Origin of the sequence: Lederbergia graminis (genome assembly GCF_042655485.1) — a bacterium.
GTDB classification, from domain to species: domain Bacteria; phylum Bacillota; class Bacilli; order Bacillales; family Bacillaceae_C; genus Lederbergia; species Lederbergia graminis.
In genome coordinates, this window is the sequence record NZ_JBHSMC010000025.1 from 86,447 (window position 1) to 103,130 (window position 16,684).

11 protein-coding genes are annotated in these 16,684 nt (G+C 37.1%); 10 read left to right on the forward strand and 1 reads right to left on the reverse strand.

The features are described from left to right. Positions 1 to 3: 3 nt before the first annotated feature. From ACFPM4_RS16695 to ACFPM4_RS16705, 3 genes are all read left to right on the forward strand, one after another. Positions 4 to 711: a hypothetical protein gene (locus tag ACFPM4_RS16695; RefSeq protein WP_382354249.1), complete on the forward strand. Its 708-nt coding sequence runs from the start codon at positions 4 to 6 to the stop codon at positions 709 to 711. 52 nt (positions 712 to 763) lie between these two features. Beyond that, complete coding sequence (gene melA, locus ACFPM4_RS16700; RefSeq protein WP_382354252.1) at positions 764 to 2,278, forward strand: alpha-glucosidase/alpha-galactosidase; 1,515 nt, start codon at positions 764 to 766, stop codon at positions 2,276 to 2,278. Positions 2,279 to 2,392: 114 nt separating this feature from the next. Then, positions 2,393 to 4,327 carry a glycoside hydrolase family 127 protein gene (locus ACFPM4_RS16705; protein WP_382354255.1) on the forward strand — a complete coding sequence of 645 codons (1,935 nt, stop codon included), beginning with the start codon at positions 2,393 to 2,395 and terminating at the stop codon, positions 4,325 to 4,327. Between the two features lie 138 nt (positions 4,328 to 4,465). Here the strand turns inward: ACFPM4_RS16705 and ACFPM4_RS16710 are convergent, their stop codons facing one another. After that, a complete protein-coding gene (locus tag ACFPM4_RS16710; protein WP_144922176.1) occupies positions 4,466 to 5,359 on the reverse strand; it encodes a helix-turn-helix domain-containing protein in 894 nt (297 codons plus the stop codon). Between the two features lie 1,146 nt (positions 5,360 to 6,505). Between ACFPM4_RS16710 and ACFPM4_RS16715 the strand changes: the two genes are divergently transcribed. From ACFPM4_RS16715 to ACFPM4_RS16745, 7 genes are all read left to right on the forward strand, one after another. Further along, the gene (locus ACFPM4_RS16715) at positions 6,506 to 7,834 is read left to right on the forward strand and encodes an ABC transporter substrate-binding protein (protein ID WP_144922173.1); all 1,329 of its coding nucleotides are present in this window, start codon (positions 6,506 to 6,508) and stop codon (positions 7,832 to 7,834) included. A gap of 100 nt (positions 7,835 to 7,934) precedes the next feature. After that, on the forward strand, positions 7,935 to 8,879 hold the full coding sequence (locus ACFPM4_RS16720) for a carbohydrate ABC transporter permease (protein ID WP_382354260.1): 945 nt from the start codon (positions 7,935 to 7,937) through the stop codon (positions 8,877 to 8,879). A 45-nt stretch (positions 8,880 to 8,924) separates the two neighbouring features. Then, positions 8,925 to 9,719, forward strand: coding sequence for a carbohydrate ABC transporter permease (locus ACFPM4_RS16725; RefSeq protein WP_144922222.1), 795 nt, complete (start codon positions 8,925 to 8,927; stop codon positions 9,717 to 9,719). Between the two features lie 358 nt (positions 9,720 to 10,077). Next, positions 10,078 to 11,421 (forward strand): ABC transporter substrate-binding protein, encoded by a 1,344-nt coding sequence (locus ACFPM4_RS16730; RefSeq protein WP_382354263.1) that lies wholly within the window; start codon positions 10,078 to 10,080, stop codon positions 11,419 to 11,421. A gap of 177 nt (positions 11,422 to 11,598) precedes the next feature. Beyond that, entirely contained in the window at positions 11,599 to 12,627 is a 1,029-nt protein-coding gene (locus ACFPM4_RS16735; protein ID WP_382354266.1) for a LacI family DNA-binding transcriptional regulator, read from the forward strand. A gap of 110 nt (positions 12,628 to 12,737) precedes the next feature. Then, positions 12,738 to 15,854, forward strand: a complete 3,117-nt coding sequence (gene lacZ, locus ACFPM4_RS16740; RefSeq protein ID WP_382354269.1) for a beta-galactosidase, LacZ type — start codon at positions 12,738 to 12,740, stop codon at positions 15,852 to 15,854. A gap of 270 nt (positions 15,855 to 16,124) precedes the next feature. Continuing rightward, positions 16,125 to 16,424: a hypothetical protein gene (locus ACFPM4_RS16745; RefSeq protein WP_382354272.1), complete on the forward strand. Its 300-nt coding sequence runs from the start codon at positions 16,125 to 16,127 to the stop codon at positions 16,422 to 16,424. Positions 16,425 to 16,684 lie beyond the last annotated feature (260 nt).

A 16,684-nucleotide genomic window follows, 5' to 3' on the forward strand; every position in this document is an offset into this window, starting at 1 on the left:
AAGATGCAAAAAGGGAATCAAACGTCGCGAATGATTCCCTCCAAGCAGAAAATATTTCAAGACGGGAATCAAAGTCGTCCAATGATTCCCTCTGAAGCGAGAAAAAACGCAAACGGGAATCAAACGTCGCGAATGATTCCCTCCAAACAGAAAAAATTCCAAAACGGGAATCAAAGTCGTCCAATGATTCCCTCTGAAGTGAAAAAAATCGGAAATGGGAATCAAACGTCGCGAATGATTCCCTTCAAGCAGAAAAAATTCCAAAAAGGGAATCAAAGTCGTCCAATGATTCCCTCTGAAGTGAAAAAAATCGGAAACGGGAATCAAACGTCGCGAATGATTCCCTCCAAGCAGAAAAAATTCCAAAACGGGAATCAAAGTCGTCCAATGATTCCCTCTGAAGAGAAAAAAATTGGAAACGGGAATCAAACGTCGCGAATGATTCCCTCTAAGCAGAAAAAATACCAAAACGGGAATCAAAGCCGTCCAATGATTCCCTCTGAAATGAAAAAAATCGGAAACGGGAATCAAACGTCGCGAATGATTCCCTTCAAGCAGAAGCAATTCCAAAATGGGAATCAAAGCCGTTCAATGATTCCCTCTGGAGCAAGAAAAATCGCAAACGGGAGTCAAACAACGCGAATGATTCCCTCCAAGTCGAAAAAATTCCAAAAAGGGAATCAAAGTCGTCCAATGATTCCCCCTAAGTAAGAAAAAACACCAAAATCGGATTCAAAATCAATCTATATAAGGAGGAAACCATATGTCATTCAAAGTTGCTTTTATTGGTGCAGGTAGTATTGGCTTTACGCGTGGATTGTTGAAGGATTTGCTCGCAGTACCAGAATTCGCAAACATTGAAGTTGCATTTACGGACATTAATGAACGTAATTTAGACATGGTCACACAGCTCTGCCAACGTGATATCGATGAGAATGGGTTGCATATTAAAATCCATGCAACACTTGATAGAAGAGAGGCGTTCCGAAATGCGAAATACATTTTTTCAGTTGTGCGTATTGGTGGCCTTGAAGCGTTCCAAACAGATATTGACATACCATTGAAATACGGTATCGATCAGTGTGTGGGCGATACATTGTGTGCTGGCGGTATTATGTATGGTCAGCGTGGTATCGCAGAAATGCTAGAAATATGTAAAGACATCCGCGAAGTTGCTGCTCCTGATGTACTTTTACTTAATTATGCGAATCCAATGGCGATGATTACGTGGGCATGTAATAAATATGGTGGCGTGAATACGATTGGTCTCTGTCATGGTGTGCAGCATGGTCATTGGCAAATAGCGGATGTGCTTGGCTTGAAACAAGAAGAAGTAGATGTCATTTGTGCAGGTATTAACCATCAAACATGGTACATCAGTATCAAACATAAAGGGGAAGATTTAACAGATAAATTACTCCCTGCATTTGAACAACACCCGGAATATAGCAAAACGGAAAAAGTGCGCATTGATATGTTGCGTAGATTTGGTTATTACAGTACGGAATCCAATGGTCATTTAAGTGAATATGTACCTTGGTATCGTAAGCGTCCAGAAGAGATTAAAGACTGGATTGATCTTGGCGTTTGGATAAATGGGGAAACAGGTGGATATTTACGTGTTTGTACAGAAGGAAGAAATTGGTTTGAAACAGATTTTCCAAACTGGTTAAAAGATAAACCATTTGAATATAAACAAGAGAATCGCAGTAAGGAACATGGCTCCTATATTATTGAAGGATTAGAAACAGGCAGAGTATATCGTGGGCATTTCAATGTTGTTAACAATGGTGTGATCTCAAACCTACCGGATGATGCCATTATTGAAGCACCTGGTTATGTTGATCGAAATGGGATTAATATGACACAAGTAGGTGAATTACCTCTTGGACCAGCTGCAGTTTGTAATGTGAGTATTTCCGTTCAACGTCTTGCAGTAGAAGCAGCAGTTAATGGTGACGACTTTTTATTACGCCAAGCGATGATGATGGATCCATTAACTGGGGCTGTTTGTAACCCGAAGGAAATATGGCAAATGGTCGATGAATTCCTTGTTGCTCAAGAGAAATGGTTGCCGCAATATACAGAAGCAATTGCTGCTGCTAAGGAAAGGCTGGAATTAGGAGACTTACTCCCAACAAAAGATAATTACACTGGTGCTGCCCGTATAAAAGTTAAGTCAGTCGAGGAGATGGCGGAAGACCGCGAAGCCGCAAATAAAAATGCCGGAGAAGCCGACAAAGCTCAAGAAAGACCAGCTGAAGCTATAGAAAAGTAATGTAAGTATTAAAAAAATGCTACTAGAATAACACAATCACAACCACAGATAGAATTGCAGAAATACAGGTATGATCCTTTTTTAAATTAAACCAATTCGAAAGGTGGATTCACGATGATTGTTGAAAAAGCAAAGAACAGCGTAAAGATAAGTGATAAGTTTTGGGGACATTATCAAGAAGTTGTGCGCGAACAAGTTATTCCATACCAATGGGAAGCATTGAACGATAGGCTACCTAACACTGCACCGAGTCATGCAATTGAGAATTTCCGAATTGCAGCAGGTGAAGCGGAAGGTGAGTTTTATGGAATGGTGTTTCAAGATAGTGATGTCGCAAAATGGCTGGAGGCGGTTGCGTTTAGCCTTGAAACAAAACCAAATCCAGATCTAGAAAAAACAGCGGATGAAGTAATTGAGTTATTAGGTAGAGCGCAAGGGGAAGATGGTTATCTCAATACGTATTATACCGTAAAAGAACCAGAGAAACGCTGGACGAATGTACGTGATAATCATGAACTTTATTGTGCGGGACATTTAATTGAAGCGGCTGTCGCCTACTATCGTGCAACAGGGAAAGATAAATTTCTAAATATTATGATCAAATATGCTGATTACATTGATACTGTTTTTGGCCCAGAAGAGGATAAGATTAAAGGTTATCCAGGCCATCAGGAGATTGAGCTAGCACTTGTGAAATTATATGATGTAACGGGCAATAAAAAATACTTAAACTTAAGTAAGTTTTTCATAGATGAAAGAGGAAAGCAACCACATTATTTTGAAATAGAGAAAAAAGAAAGAAGTGATTCAAATCGGTTCTTCTTTAATATTAGTTACGCCTATAATCAAGCTCATAAACCTGTCCGCGAACAGAAAGAAGCAGTGGGTCATGCAGTACGTGCCGTGTATATGTATACAGCAATGGCAGACTTAGCCGCAAAAACAAATGATCCAGAATTGAAAAAGGTTTGTGAAACATTATGGGAAAATGTAACACGGAAACAGATGTATATTACCGGAGGTATCGGCTCCATGGTATTTGGTGAAGCATTCTCCTTTGATTATGACCTTCCAAACGATTTATCTTATACTGAAACATGTGCATCGATTGCGCTCGTATTTTGGGCAAATCGCATGCTAGATTTAGATATTAATAGTCAGTATGCAGATATTATGGAACTTGCCTTATATAATGGCACAATAAGTGGCATGGATCTCGATGGTAAAAAGTTCTTTTACGTGAACCCATTAGAAGTTTTACCAGAAGCTAGCCAAAAACGTGGAGACAAACGTCATATAAAATCAGTACGACAAGGCTGGTTTGGCTGTGCATGTTGTCCGCCAAACTTAGCTAGATTAATTGCATCGATTGGCCACTATATCTATTCACAAAAAGAAAAAGAGCTATTTGTCCATCTCTATATGGGGAATGACGCGAAGTTTGAAATAGATGGGAAAGAGGTTCTTCTCTCCCAACACACTAATTACCCTTGGGATGGCAATGTTGAGATTCATGTATCAACGGAGTTGCAAACAGACTTTATGATTTCTCTTCGTGTTCCAGGTTGGGCAAGAAAAGTTATCGTAAAAATTAATGGTCAGCTCATTGATCATGAGTCATTAATGAAAGATGGGTACATTCGTCTTCAACGGAATTGGAAGAAGGACGACAAAATTGAGCTCATTCTACCAATGGAAGTTGAGCGGATTCAGGCAAATCCATTAGTGCGGCATAATAATGGAAAAGTGGCACTACATCGTGGGCCAGTCGTTTATTGCTTGGAGGAAGTTGATAACGGAAAAAACTTACACGGTATTTTCTTACCAAGAACAGCGGAATTACAAGCAGAATTTAACCCTGATTTACTCGATGGAGTTGTGGAAATAAAAGGACTCGCAGAGAGAGTAAGTGAGAAAGATTGGGGAAATCATTTATATCGTCGAGCTGAAACGAACACAACACCTATAGAAATAAAAGCAATTCCATACTACGCATGGTGCAACCGCGAACCTGGAGAAATGCTTGTTTGGGTGAATGAGAAGAATTAAACTAACAATACTCTGAAATGTGTAGCTATACCGCTACCGATTACCAGAAAAAATTTCAAATAGGAAAGCCAAACTATGTTAAAAATGATGTAAGCATAGTTTGGCTTTTTATTTCTCTCATTATTTTTTGCCCCTGTCTCAATCAATCACTAAATAATCCACAGGTATCTTATTTTTACTTTCGCGAAACATCCCCGGAGACATCCCAATCCTCTTTAAAAACACTTTGCTAAAATAATTCCCATTTGAATAACCGACTTCCATTGCAACATCTTCAATAGACTTATTCGTCAAACGCAATAATTCGATTGCTTTATCGATTCGAATCTTTGTTAAATATTGGATTGGAGTGAGGGTAGTCACTTTATGGAAAAGTCTTGTGAAATGGTATTTTGATAGTCCAGAAGCATCCACGATATCATCTAAACCAATTTGTTTACTAAAATTATTTTGCATAAAGATGATGGCTTTCGTTACCGCTTCTGGCCATTTCTCAGGTGATGAGGCAATATTTTGAGCATATCGATATAATTCCATAATGAATGCGTATCCAAAAGTAGAAGCTTGAAAGGAATCACTAATTTTTTTGCTAGAAACCTCTTCAAATATAGTAAACCATAACTTTATTAAATCCGAATCTGGACTTACCTGAATAATATGTCCTTTTGTTTCTTGTAAATATTGATATGTTTTCCTTGCTTCATTCCCATATAACGTAATGTGAATGAATTCCCAAGCATCACTTGATTGCGGTAAAAAATACCGGTGGTTACTCGGAATTTGTACAAGAAATGCATCTCCGGCTTCTAATGTGTGATACTGGCCATTAATTTCAATTGCACCTTTACCAGATAATGTGTATTGAAACACACACTTTCCAATTTCATCTCGTTCCATTCCATGCCAATTATACGTATGCGTTTTCACTTCTTCCCAGCCCATTGAATAAAGACCAACGATATCTTCTTGATGTTGTCCTTTAAAAAGAAATCCATACGATTGATAATTCTTACTTTGTAGATCAAAAGGCAATATTTTACCCTACTTTCATTTATTTTTACCATTGAAGGAAACGTTGGGAAAAATTATCATGAATATACAACACTTATATCTTACTGAATAAACACAATCAATACAATGATGGAGCAATATTTTATTGCAAATGGCAAGGAGGGTGGTTACTGTAAAATGTAAGGGGGTTTGCAGTGGTAAGTAATTGAGTTAGCAAAAAGAGAGGTTTCGTTTATTCCCGTCGAAGGTAACTCAGGAGATATGGTTGTAGATACATTTGTTCTTCATGATAGAGGGACGGACGAAACATTTTTAGCCTAACGTCATTTGTAACAAAGGAAAGTGATGTGTTTTACATTAATTACTAGAGTCGTATAAAATCGATGAATCTTAAAAGCACTCTGACCTATATGATTATTTAGTGCTTTTCTATTACTCCATTATTCTGTTCCTTGCTTCAACTTCTCAATTTCTGTTCCCACCCGTTTCATTTCTGCTTCTTCAATTTTTTTCTGTTCTAGAAGCAATTTTACTATCTACAGATTAGTGTATAAATTGGCAAGCTTGTGTATCTAGCGGAGTATAACGTCGTACTGGGATGTTTTCCATTAATAGAGTCAGATAATCTATCATCCCAAATGCCTAGCTAGATATTTATTCACATGCTCTTGATACCATAGTGACTTTGTTGTGTGCTTCCATGCGGTTGGATCGAATCATACACGAAGGTCTTCCACGCTTCCTCTGCTACATTCGTCACATTCTACGAAAGCCTCAACTGCTTCTTTATTTTTGCTTAAAACAGGAATAACAAAAGTAAGATGGACCTACCCTTACATATCATTTTAATTTTGATTATAAAGTCATAGGACTAAGGTAAGTTGTACGTACTATTTTACTATAATAAATGACAGTTATAGAGATTTTTCTGCAAAATTGGCTAAGTCCTCTGAACTAAAAACAAGGTAAAATGTCGTGAAAATATAGGCTTTTGACGGGTATGAAACAATGGTTTTGTTCTTGACTGACTTTTTGTGAGATGTTAACCTGTTCGTACATGTTGTTAATTAATCAACTTTTTTATCCATCAACTGTGGTTAGGAGGTGTAATTTGGAGCTTTAATGATAGCGTTTTCAATTTAAAGATAAATTGAAGGGGGATTATTGATGAAAAAGCTACTTTTTACAATGCTTTTAGGGATGGTTGTATTTGCACTAGCTGCTTGTGGTGGAAAAGACTCAAACAGTGATGCAGAGGAATCTAAAGTCATTGGTGGAGATGTTGAAGGTGCCACGGAATTGACGTACTGGACGTTTGCTGAATTACACATGGACTTCTTTGAAGATGCTGTTCCGAGGTGGAATGAGGAGAATCCGGATAGACCTATAAAACTAGTAGCAGAAACGTACCCTTTTGATCAAATGCATAATAATCTACTCATGTCACTACAATCGGGAAAAGGTGCCCCGGATCTTGCGGATATTGAAATTGGCCGCTTTCCAAACTTTTTGCAGGGTGAGCCTCAATTACTAGAGATGAATGAATATGTTGATCCAGAAATAGATAACTTTGTGCAATCGCGATTTGAGATATATGGAAAAGACGGGAAATATTACGGTATGCCGACACACGTTGGTGCTTCAGTCATCTATTACAACAAGGAAATTATGGATAAAGCAGGAGTAGATATTGATTCCATTGTTACTTGGGATGATTATGTGGAAGCAGGTAAACAGGTAGTTGAAAAAACAGATGCGATGATGACTACAGTTCATACTGGGGATTATATGACTTTTTGGCAAATGGTAAATCAACAAGGATCGGACTGGTTTGATGAAAACGGAAATTTAACTGTGAATACAGAAACAAATGTAAATACACTACAATTTTTATATGACTTATTATATGAACATGAGATTGCAGAGCTAACACCAGGTGGAGAACCACATGCGGAAGAATTCTATGCTTACATGAATGATGGGAAAGCAGCTAGTGTTGTGATGCCATTGTGGTATATGGGTAGATTCACAGACTATATGGAAGACCTGAAAGGAAAAATGGTAATTCGTCCAATGCCGGCTTGGGAAGAAGGTGGAAATCGCTCAGCTGGTATGGGAGGTACAGGGACTGTAGTAACTAATCAAACAGAACATGCGGAACTTGCGAAAGATTTCCTAGCATTTGCGAAATTATCCAAAGAAGCAAATATCAAGTTATGGACAGTGTTAGGATTTGATCCGCCGCGTTGGGATGTTTGGGAAGATGAGGCAGTAAAAGCTGATAATAAATACTATCAATTTTTTGGTAATGATATTTTCGATACTCTCCTAGATATTCGAGATGAAATTAATGCTGTAAATATTACAGAATATACACCAGCAGTTGCTACCGAGATAAATACCAATGTATTTAATAGTGTGCTCAGACAGAAAACACAAACTGCGAAAGAAGCATTAGACCAAGCGCAGGAAGCAGTGGAAAGTGGCATGAAATAGTTTGAGTTTGATAGAGCAATAGTATGTCTTTTCCTAGGGTTATTTTTCGAAAGTGCTTCGAAAAATAACCCCTCTTGCAAATGAATGAAGGAGGGATTATATGTTACCAGCGTCTAAGAACACAACAGCCACGCTTGCACCGATGAAAAAGCCTAATAAGCTCTTTAACTTCTTTAATTCAAAAAAAGTGGTTCCCTATATTTTTATAGCACCCTTTGTCATAACATTTCTCATATTTACCCTTTATCCATCTATAAGGGCAATCATAATGAGTTTTCAAAGTATATTACCAGGACAAATAGAATTTGTTGGAACAGCTAATTATTCGAGAATATTTAATCCAACTTTTTATAAGGCATTATCGAATACGACGATTTATGTCGTACTCACAGTTGTCATTTTAGTTACCGTTCCGATAATTTTAGCTACTCTACTAAACTCTACTTTTGTGAAGATGAGGACAATTTATAGAGCGGCTTTATTCATTCCAGCATTAACTTCGACCATTGTAGCAGGGATGGTATTTCGTCTTATGTTTGGGGAAACAGATAATGCTGCAGCCAATCAAATTATGCATTGGTTAGGATTAAATTCAGTAGATTGGCGTTATCATGCATGGTCTGGAATGCTGTTAATGGTGTTACTTTGCTGTTGGCGTTGGATGGGGGTTAATATATTATACTTCCTCGCAGCATTGCAAAATGTTCCGAAAGAATTATTCGAAGCAGCAGACATCGATGGTGCCAACCGACTGCAAAAATTTCGATTTGTTACACTGCCGTTTTTGAAACCTGTAACAATCTTCGTTACGACGATATCCATCATTAATGGTTATCGGATGTTTGAAGAGAGTTTTGTATTCTGGGAAGCAGGATCACCAGGTAATATCGGGTTAACGGTTGTTGGATACATTTATCAACAAGGTATACAGCAAAATAACTTAGGGTTCGGAGCGGCTATTGGAGTTGTATTGATGATTATCATCTTTATAGTCAGCTTTATTCAATTAGTCCTGACAGGAGCATTTAAAAGGGGGGATGAATAAGTGAAGAAGAGAGAAAATATTGGGTTGAAATGGATAGTGAACATTATGTTCGTTATAATTTCTTTCATTGCTTTATTTCCAATACTAAGCTTATTACTATCTTCCTTTCGGCCATCCTCTGAGTTAATGCGAAATGGAATTAGTATTCAATTTGATATAAGCACATTAAATTTAGATAACTATACGTATATATTTACAGAAGCAGGTAAGTACTGGTCGTGGTATGGCAATAGTTTAATAATTACTGTGATTACTATTATACTATCATTATTCTTTTCCTCCATGGTTGGTTATGCATTAGCAGTTTATGATTTTAAAGGTAGGAATTTTTTCTTCGTGCTAGTGTTGTTTATCTTAATGGTGCCGTTTGAAATCTTGATGCTTCCGCTATACCAGTTAATGATTAGTTGGGGATTTATTGATACATATACGGGTGTGATGCTCCCAGCTATCGTAGCGCCGATTGCTGTATTCTTCTTCCGACAATATGCATTAGGATTACCGAGGGAATTAATGGATGCAGCTCGGATAGATGGTTCTACAGAATATGGAATCTTCTTCCGAATTATGATGCCATTAATGACACCAGCATTTGCGGCAATGGCAATCTTACAAGGATTGGGTAGTTGGAATAATTTCTTATGGCCATTAATCATTTTACGATCAAGTGATATGTTTACATTGCCGATTGGTCTCGCAACACTATTAACACCTTATGGGAACAACTATGATGTGCTCATTGCTGGATCCATGATGACAATAATTCCATTTATCATTCTATTTGTCTTCTTCCAACGCTATTTCGTTGAAGGATTAACGGTTGGAGGAGTGAAGGGATAAGTTCCTCTTTTCTAAGAGGGACTTTTTATAGGTGTATTTGTCGAAAAATGCAACAAAATGTAAAACAGTAATTTCCATAAAAAGGTTGACTTCAAAAAAGAAGAAAAGTATTCTTGTAATATGCAATTGGTACCGGTTTCATAACCTTATTCAATCTATTGGTACCGGTTGCAATAAAGTGCTTACTTTAACTATCCTTTCAAGCACAGTCGGTTTCAATTTTGCTTCCCCTTAATTGAAACCGGTTGCGGTTGGAAGTGATCAACGGGGGGTTAGAAGAAACTGTAATTAATAATCTATTGGATGAAATGACACCGGTTTCAATGTTTAAGTTGCACATATAATAGGAGGATAAAAAATGAAGAAATCATTACAAACATTACTATTTTTAATTATTGCTATTTTAGTAGTTTCGGGATGTAGCAACAGTAATAAAACTTCAGATCAAAATAAAAATACGAATGAGGATAAAAGTTTAGAAGAGGAATTAACATTTGATACGTCACTAGAGGGGGAAATTACATTTTGGAATTTCCTTCCTAACATTTATGATGAAGTCATCGTTGAATTTAACAAGGTATACCCAAATATCAAAGTGAATCAAGTAGCAATGGGTTGGGAGATGCATGACAAATTACAAACAGCATTGGCTGCTGGGACTGGAGCTCCGGATGTAGCAGTAGTGGAACAAGGTGCGTTCACTAGATATGGTGCAGATATGCTGGAAGATTTGTTGCAAGAGCCATATAATGCGGGGCGTTATCAAGATGATACTTCAGAATATAACTGGGAACGTTGGAAATCGATTGATGGCAAAAAGTTACTTGCGATGCCGTGGGATGTAACACCAGCAGTGTTTTACTATAGAGCAGATATTTATGAACAACACGGTCTACCAAGTGATCCAGAAGAACTTGGGGAATTTCTACAAGATGATAAGAATGTAATCGAAGCAGCAAAAACACTTGCAGCAAATGATATTTATATGTTTGAATGGCGTGATTCACCTCCAAACCATTATGGAGATGGAACTGGATACTTTGATTCAGAATTAAACTGGGTACGTAATAATGATAGAATGGTAGAACTACTTGACTTTGTTAAAGAAGGAGTACAAGTAGGGTGGTCTCCACAAATTTCTGCGTTCTCTGATGAAGGAAAACAGCTAATTGCACAAGGGAAAACAGCCTCTTTTCCAGGTGGAAGTCATGCAGCTCGTGATATAGAGAACACATTCCCTGATCAGGCTGGCAAATGGAGAGTGACAAGATATCCATTAGGTATCAATGCTGGTCTAGGTGGTTCAGCTCATGTCATTCCATCACAGAGTCAAAACAAAGATGCTGCATGGGCATTTGTTGAGTTCATGAATCGTAGTGAAGAGGCATGGAAGGTATTTACAGAACACTCTATTCAACCAGGTTGGAATAGCATCTCAACATTACCATGGTATGCAAATCATGAAAGTGAATTTTTAGGTGGGCAAAAAGATTATGCATTCTACGATAAACTAGATGAAGATATTCCTGTAAGAAGATTAACGTCACTTGATGGTGCAGCATGGGAAATCTATATTGAATTAGTCGCAAAAGCAATTGACGAGAATATTGATTCAAAAACTACTATGAACCAAATAGAAGATAGAGTTTATCGCGAACTTGGAGCGGAGATTGAAAAGCTGAAACAAGAAATTGGGCAATAATTCATCAGGTCCCTTTACAATGGAATTGTAAAGGGGCTCATCTATATTGAGTTGTAAACGATATCAAAAAAGGTGGCTTTCTTTCTTAATATCTTGCATAATAGGAGATAAGTAGTATTTTACATAAAACTGCTAAAATATAGAATTATTATCGACTGCAAATGAGGTAATACAAACATGAAAAAGAAAAACATTACTATTTATGATATCGCGAAGGAAGCGAATGTATCTCCTACAACAGTTTCCCGGGTGTTAACTAACAATCCACTTGTAAAAGAAAGTACGCGAAAGCTAGTGCTCGAAAAAATGAAAGAAATGGATTTTACACCTAATGAAGCTGCAAGAAGTTTGACGAAGAAGCAAACAAATATGATTGGCTTCATTCTTCCAGACATTACAAATCCATTCTTCTCACAAACATATATCGAAGTAGAAAGAAGAGCCCATGAATTAGGTTATACGGTATTATTGCGTAATTCTATGAATCGAAGTGAAATGGAATCTACTCATTTACGAGAGTTTGTGCAAAGACGTGTGGAATGTATTGTGTTTATGGGAGGCCGAATTAATAAGGTTGATAGCGATCCTAATGAAGTAGAAGAAATGTTAGAAGTAATGGAGAGGGTTCCGTTGATTATGGTGAATGGCCAAATGGAAGGGGTCGAATGCCACCGAATTTGTACAAATGAAGAAGACGGAATTCGTAAGATTGTATCACACTTAATTGAGCAGGGTCATAAACATCTTAGTTTAATAGGTGGGGCAGAAGGAATATCGACGACTGATGTAAAGGTGAAAGCTTTTCAAGAAGAAATAGAGAAGAAAGGCTTAGAATTCAGAGATGAATGGCAAATCTACTCAGGTTATGATATAGAAAATGGTAGACATGCAATGAGAGAATTATTGCAGAAGGATCCTAGACCAACAGCTATTATCGGTATCAATGACATGGTTATTTATGGCGCATTAAAAGAATGTCGTGAACAAAATGTCCCTATTGATAATTTTTCATTTGTTGGTTTTGATGATATCTTTCCTTCTGATATTGTGTACCCAAGCTTAACGACCATTAATCACAACTATGAAATGTTAAGCACGGAAATTGTTCACTCTGTCCAGAATATAATAGAGAGAAAACCAGTTGAGAAAGAAATTCTCATAGATACAAGATTAGTAATTAGAGAATCAAGTCTCGTAAAAAAATAAAATTTTTTTCAAGTATTTTGGGACCGGTTGCAATGTTATAAGTCCCTCCATTAATATATAGACTTTTAGTTTGATGAATCAAAAAATAAATATAGAAAAGAGGTTTTCTCATGTTAAAACAACTAAAAAAATTCCAGTACACGCCACCAGCTAATGGTTATCCAGAGTGGAATAACAATCCAGATATTTTTCAACTTAATCGTCTACCTGCACATGCTACTTTGATGCCGTATAAAACGGAAGCAGAAGCAATTAGTGGGGACCGTACAGCGTCAGATTATTATCAATCATTAAATGGCATGTGGAAGTTTTCATTTTCTGAGAACCCGGAGAAACGAAATCTATCCTTCTATGAGGCTGGTTTTGACAGTGCTGACTGGGATGAAATTAAAGTACCAGCACATTGGCAGCTACAAGGGTATGATTATCCGCAATATACAAATGTCAGATATCCATGGGATGGAAATGAAGATGTACAAGCACCATTTGCGCCAACAGAATATAATCCTGTTGGGCAATATATTACGACTTTTTCTGTACCTAATGATTGGGATGGTCTCCCTGTTAATATATGTTTCCAAGGTGTAGAATCCGCATTCTATGTTTGGGTGAATGGAGAACTTGTTGGTTACAGTGAGGACACATTTACACCAGCTGAATTTGATTTAACTCCTTACTTACAAGCTGGGGAAAACAAACTTGCTGTAGAAGTGTATCGCTGGTGTGATGCAAGCTGGCTTGAAGATCAAGACTTCTGGAGAATGAGCGGTATTTTCCGAGATGTATACTTATATGCAACACCAAAGCTTCACATCCAAGATTTTTTCGTAAGAACTATATTGGATGAAGATTATCGTGATGCAGAATTAGAAATTGATGCGAAAGTCAATAATTACTATATGGAGGAAAATCAAGAAGCTACGTTTGAAGCAGTGCTTATTGATGCGAAGGGAAATAAGGTTGAAACGATTAATCAACGTATAGATGTATCTAACGAAGAAGTTAGTGAAATTAGTACTTCGGTTTTCGTGAAAAATCCATTAAAGTGGAGTGCGGAGACGCCAAATTTATATACACTTGTACTAAGTTTATATGATGCTAGTGGTGAGATAATAGAATATGAGAGTTGTAAAGTAGGTTTCCGTCAATTTGAACTAAAAGATGGATTAATGAAAATAAACGGAAAGCGTATTGTCTTTAAAGGTGTGAACCGTCATGAATTTGCAGCCGATCGTGGGCGTGCCGTCACTTATGAAGATATGGTTCATGATGTAAAGTTGATGAAGCAGCATAATATCAATGCAGTTCGTACATCTCATTATCCAAACAATCCACTTTTCTATGAACTATGTGATGAGTATGGTCTGTATGTGATTGATGAAACAAATATGGAAACACATGGTACATGGAAGTATGGGCAAAAGGGATTAGGTGATGCAATTCCAGGTAGCAAACCGGAGTGGACAGCAAATGTAATCGATCGTTGTAACACGATGTTCGAACGTGATAAAAATCATCCGTCCGTCATCATCTGGTCTCTTGGAAATGAATCGTTTGGTGGCGATAACTTCTTAAAGATGCATGCTCATCTTAAATCGAAAGATAAAACTCGTCTTGTCCACTACGAGGGAGTTTTCCATTATCGTGAATCAGCAGCTGCATCTGATATGGAAAGTACGATGTACATCCCTGCAGATAAAATGGAACAATATGCACTTAAAGCGCAAGAACAGCCATTGAAACCATACATTATTTGTGAATATAGCCATGCGATGGGGAATTCATGTGGGAATCTCTACAAATATACCGATCTTTTTGATAAATACCCAATTTTACAAGGTGGATTTATTTGGGACTGGAAAGACCAGGCTTTAAGGAAAAAATCAGAAGAAGGTATTGAGTTTTTAGCATATGGTGGTGATTTCGGAGAATCTCCACATGATGGTAACTTCTCAGGTGATGGGATTATTTTTGCAGATGGAACGGTATCACCGAAAATATTTGAAGTGAAGAAATGCTATCAAAATATTGATTTTACGGCAGTGGATGTAGAAAAAGGCATTGTAGAAATCAAAAATAAAAACCTATTTATTAATGTCAATAAGTACGATTTCAAATGGTCAATTGCAGAAGATGGAGAAGTAATTCAAGAAGGTACAGTAGCAGTTTCCATTGAGCCTGGAGAAACAAAATCTATCCAATTAGGTTACAATTTTGCTGACATTCAAGCGAATACAGGTGAGTTAGTACTTACAGTAAGTTTTCATGAAAAAGCAGCCACATTATGGGCAGATAAAAATCATGAAGTTGCATATGAACAATTTGTTTTACAACCTTCTCAACGTAAGCAACTAGAAAAGAGCGCTGCTCCAAAAACAGCAGAAATGGATAACGAAGTCATTATTTCTGGAAGTAAGTTTGACATTCATTTTAATAAAACGACTGGAGAGATGAAATCAATTGCTGCTAGTGGTGTTGAATTACTCAAATCAGCTCCAGTACCAAACTTTTGGAGAGCTATGACCGATAATGACCGTGGTAGCAGATTGAATGAACGTAGTGCAACATGGAGAGAAGCAAGCTTTAATCGGAAATTAGATAGCTTTAAATATGAAGTAACGGATGAAGCGGTTGTCGTTACAGTACTCTATAGTATCCCTACAACTACTGAATCTAGAGTGGAAATTAAATATACGATTAATGGCTCTGGCGAAATGCAAGTAGATTATGAATTAGCACCTGGTTCTGATTTGCCGGAAATACCAGAAGTAGGGTTACTCTTTATAATGGAGGAGCAATTTGAGAATCTGAAGTGGTACGGAAGAGGGCCACATGAAAACTACATTGATCGTAATAAGGGTGCAAAACTTGGACTTTATGACGGCAAAGTAAATGATCAGTATGTTCCTTATTTAAAACCACAAGAATGTGGAAATAAAACAGATGTAAGGTGGGCAATGATTACAAATAATGCTGGTGTTGGTTTGAAAGTTGCAGCACTAGATACTGTGGAAATCAATGCACTCCCATATACACCTGAAGAACTGGAAGAACATAGTCACAGCTATAAGCTACCAGAAAGTAAGCAAACAGTATTAAGAATTAATCATAAGCAAATGGGCGTAGGAGGCGATGATAGTTGGGGCCAGAAAACTCATCCGGAATTTACGCTATATGCAAATGAAACTTATCGTTATAGCTTCATATTAAAAGTGGTCCATAACTAACAAAAAAAGAAGGATATTTTTCTTCACTGCACCATATAGTGAAGAAGGTGTCCTTCTTTTTTCCTGTTTATTTATATAACTCTATATCTTAAGACGTGATGCGAAAGGTGTGTTCGACAGTTTTCTTTCTTTTTTTGACAGAAAGTAACAGAATAAAAATGATTTAACTTATGATTTTTTAACCTAATTTTAACCTTACTCCATTAAAATGAAAGTAATGTGAATTTTTTGGTATTAAAGGTGATTTCTTATAGGGGGCGAATGCGACGAATGGCGAAGTATGAAAAAATCGTAATAAACGGCAAACCGCTTTATCGGGAGTTCTGTCTAGACACTGGCTATTATACAGATGTGCTAACGGAAGAGGAGTTAATGCAACAGTTGTATGACAAAGCGGTCCATTCTGTTACAGAGTTTCATGAACATGAAATCGAACGTGCACTCATGCAATTGGACCCATACCATAAAAATATACTAGAAACGTATATTAGTTATTTAGAAAGGGTAGTAGAATCATTAGAAAGAACGAAAAATGATAAGAAGGAACCATTAATAGCATATTCCCTTTAACGATTAGAGGTAGTTATTTATTCAAGTAGTTGAATAAATTGCTGCCTTTTTGTTTTTAGTTGGGGTTTGTAATGATTGGTAGTTATTTGTATGTTAAAGACATTTTGTGTTTCAAATGTAGTTTGTTAATAGAGCGGTTGTAATGGACATTTGATCAAGGGAATTTGGATGAAATGTCTAATAGAGCGGTTGTAATGGACATTTGATCAAGGGATTTTGAGTTAAATGTCTAATAGACTCATTCTAACGGACACTTGATC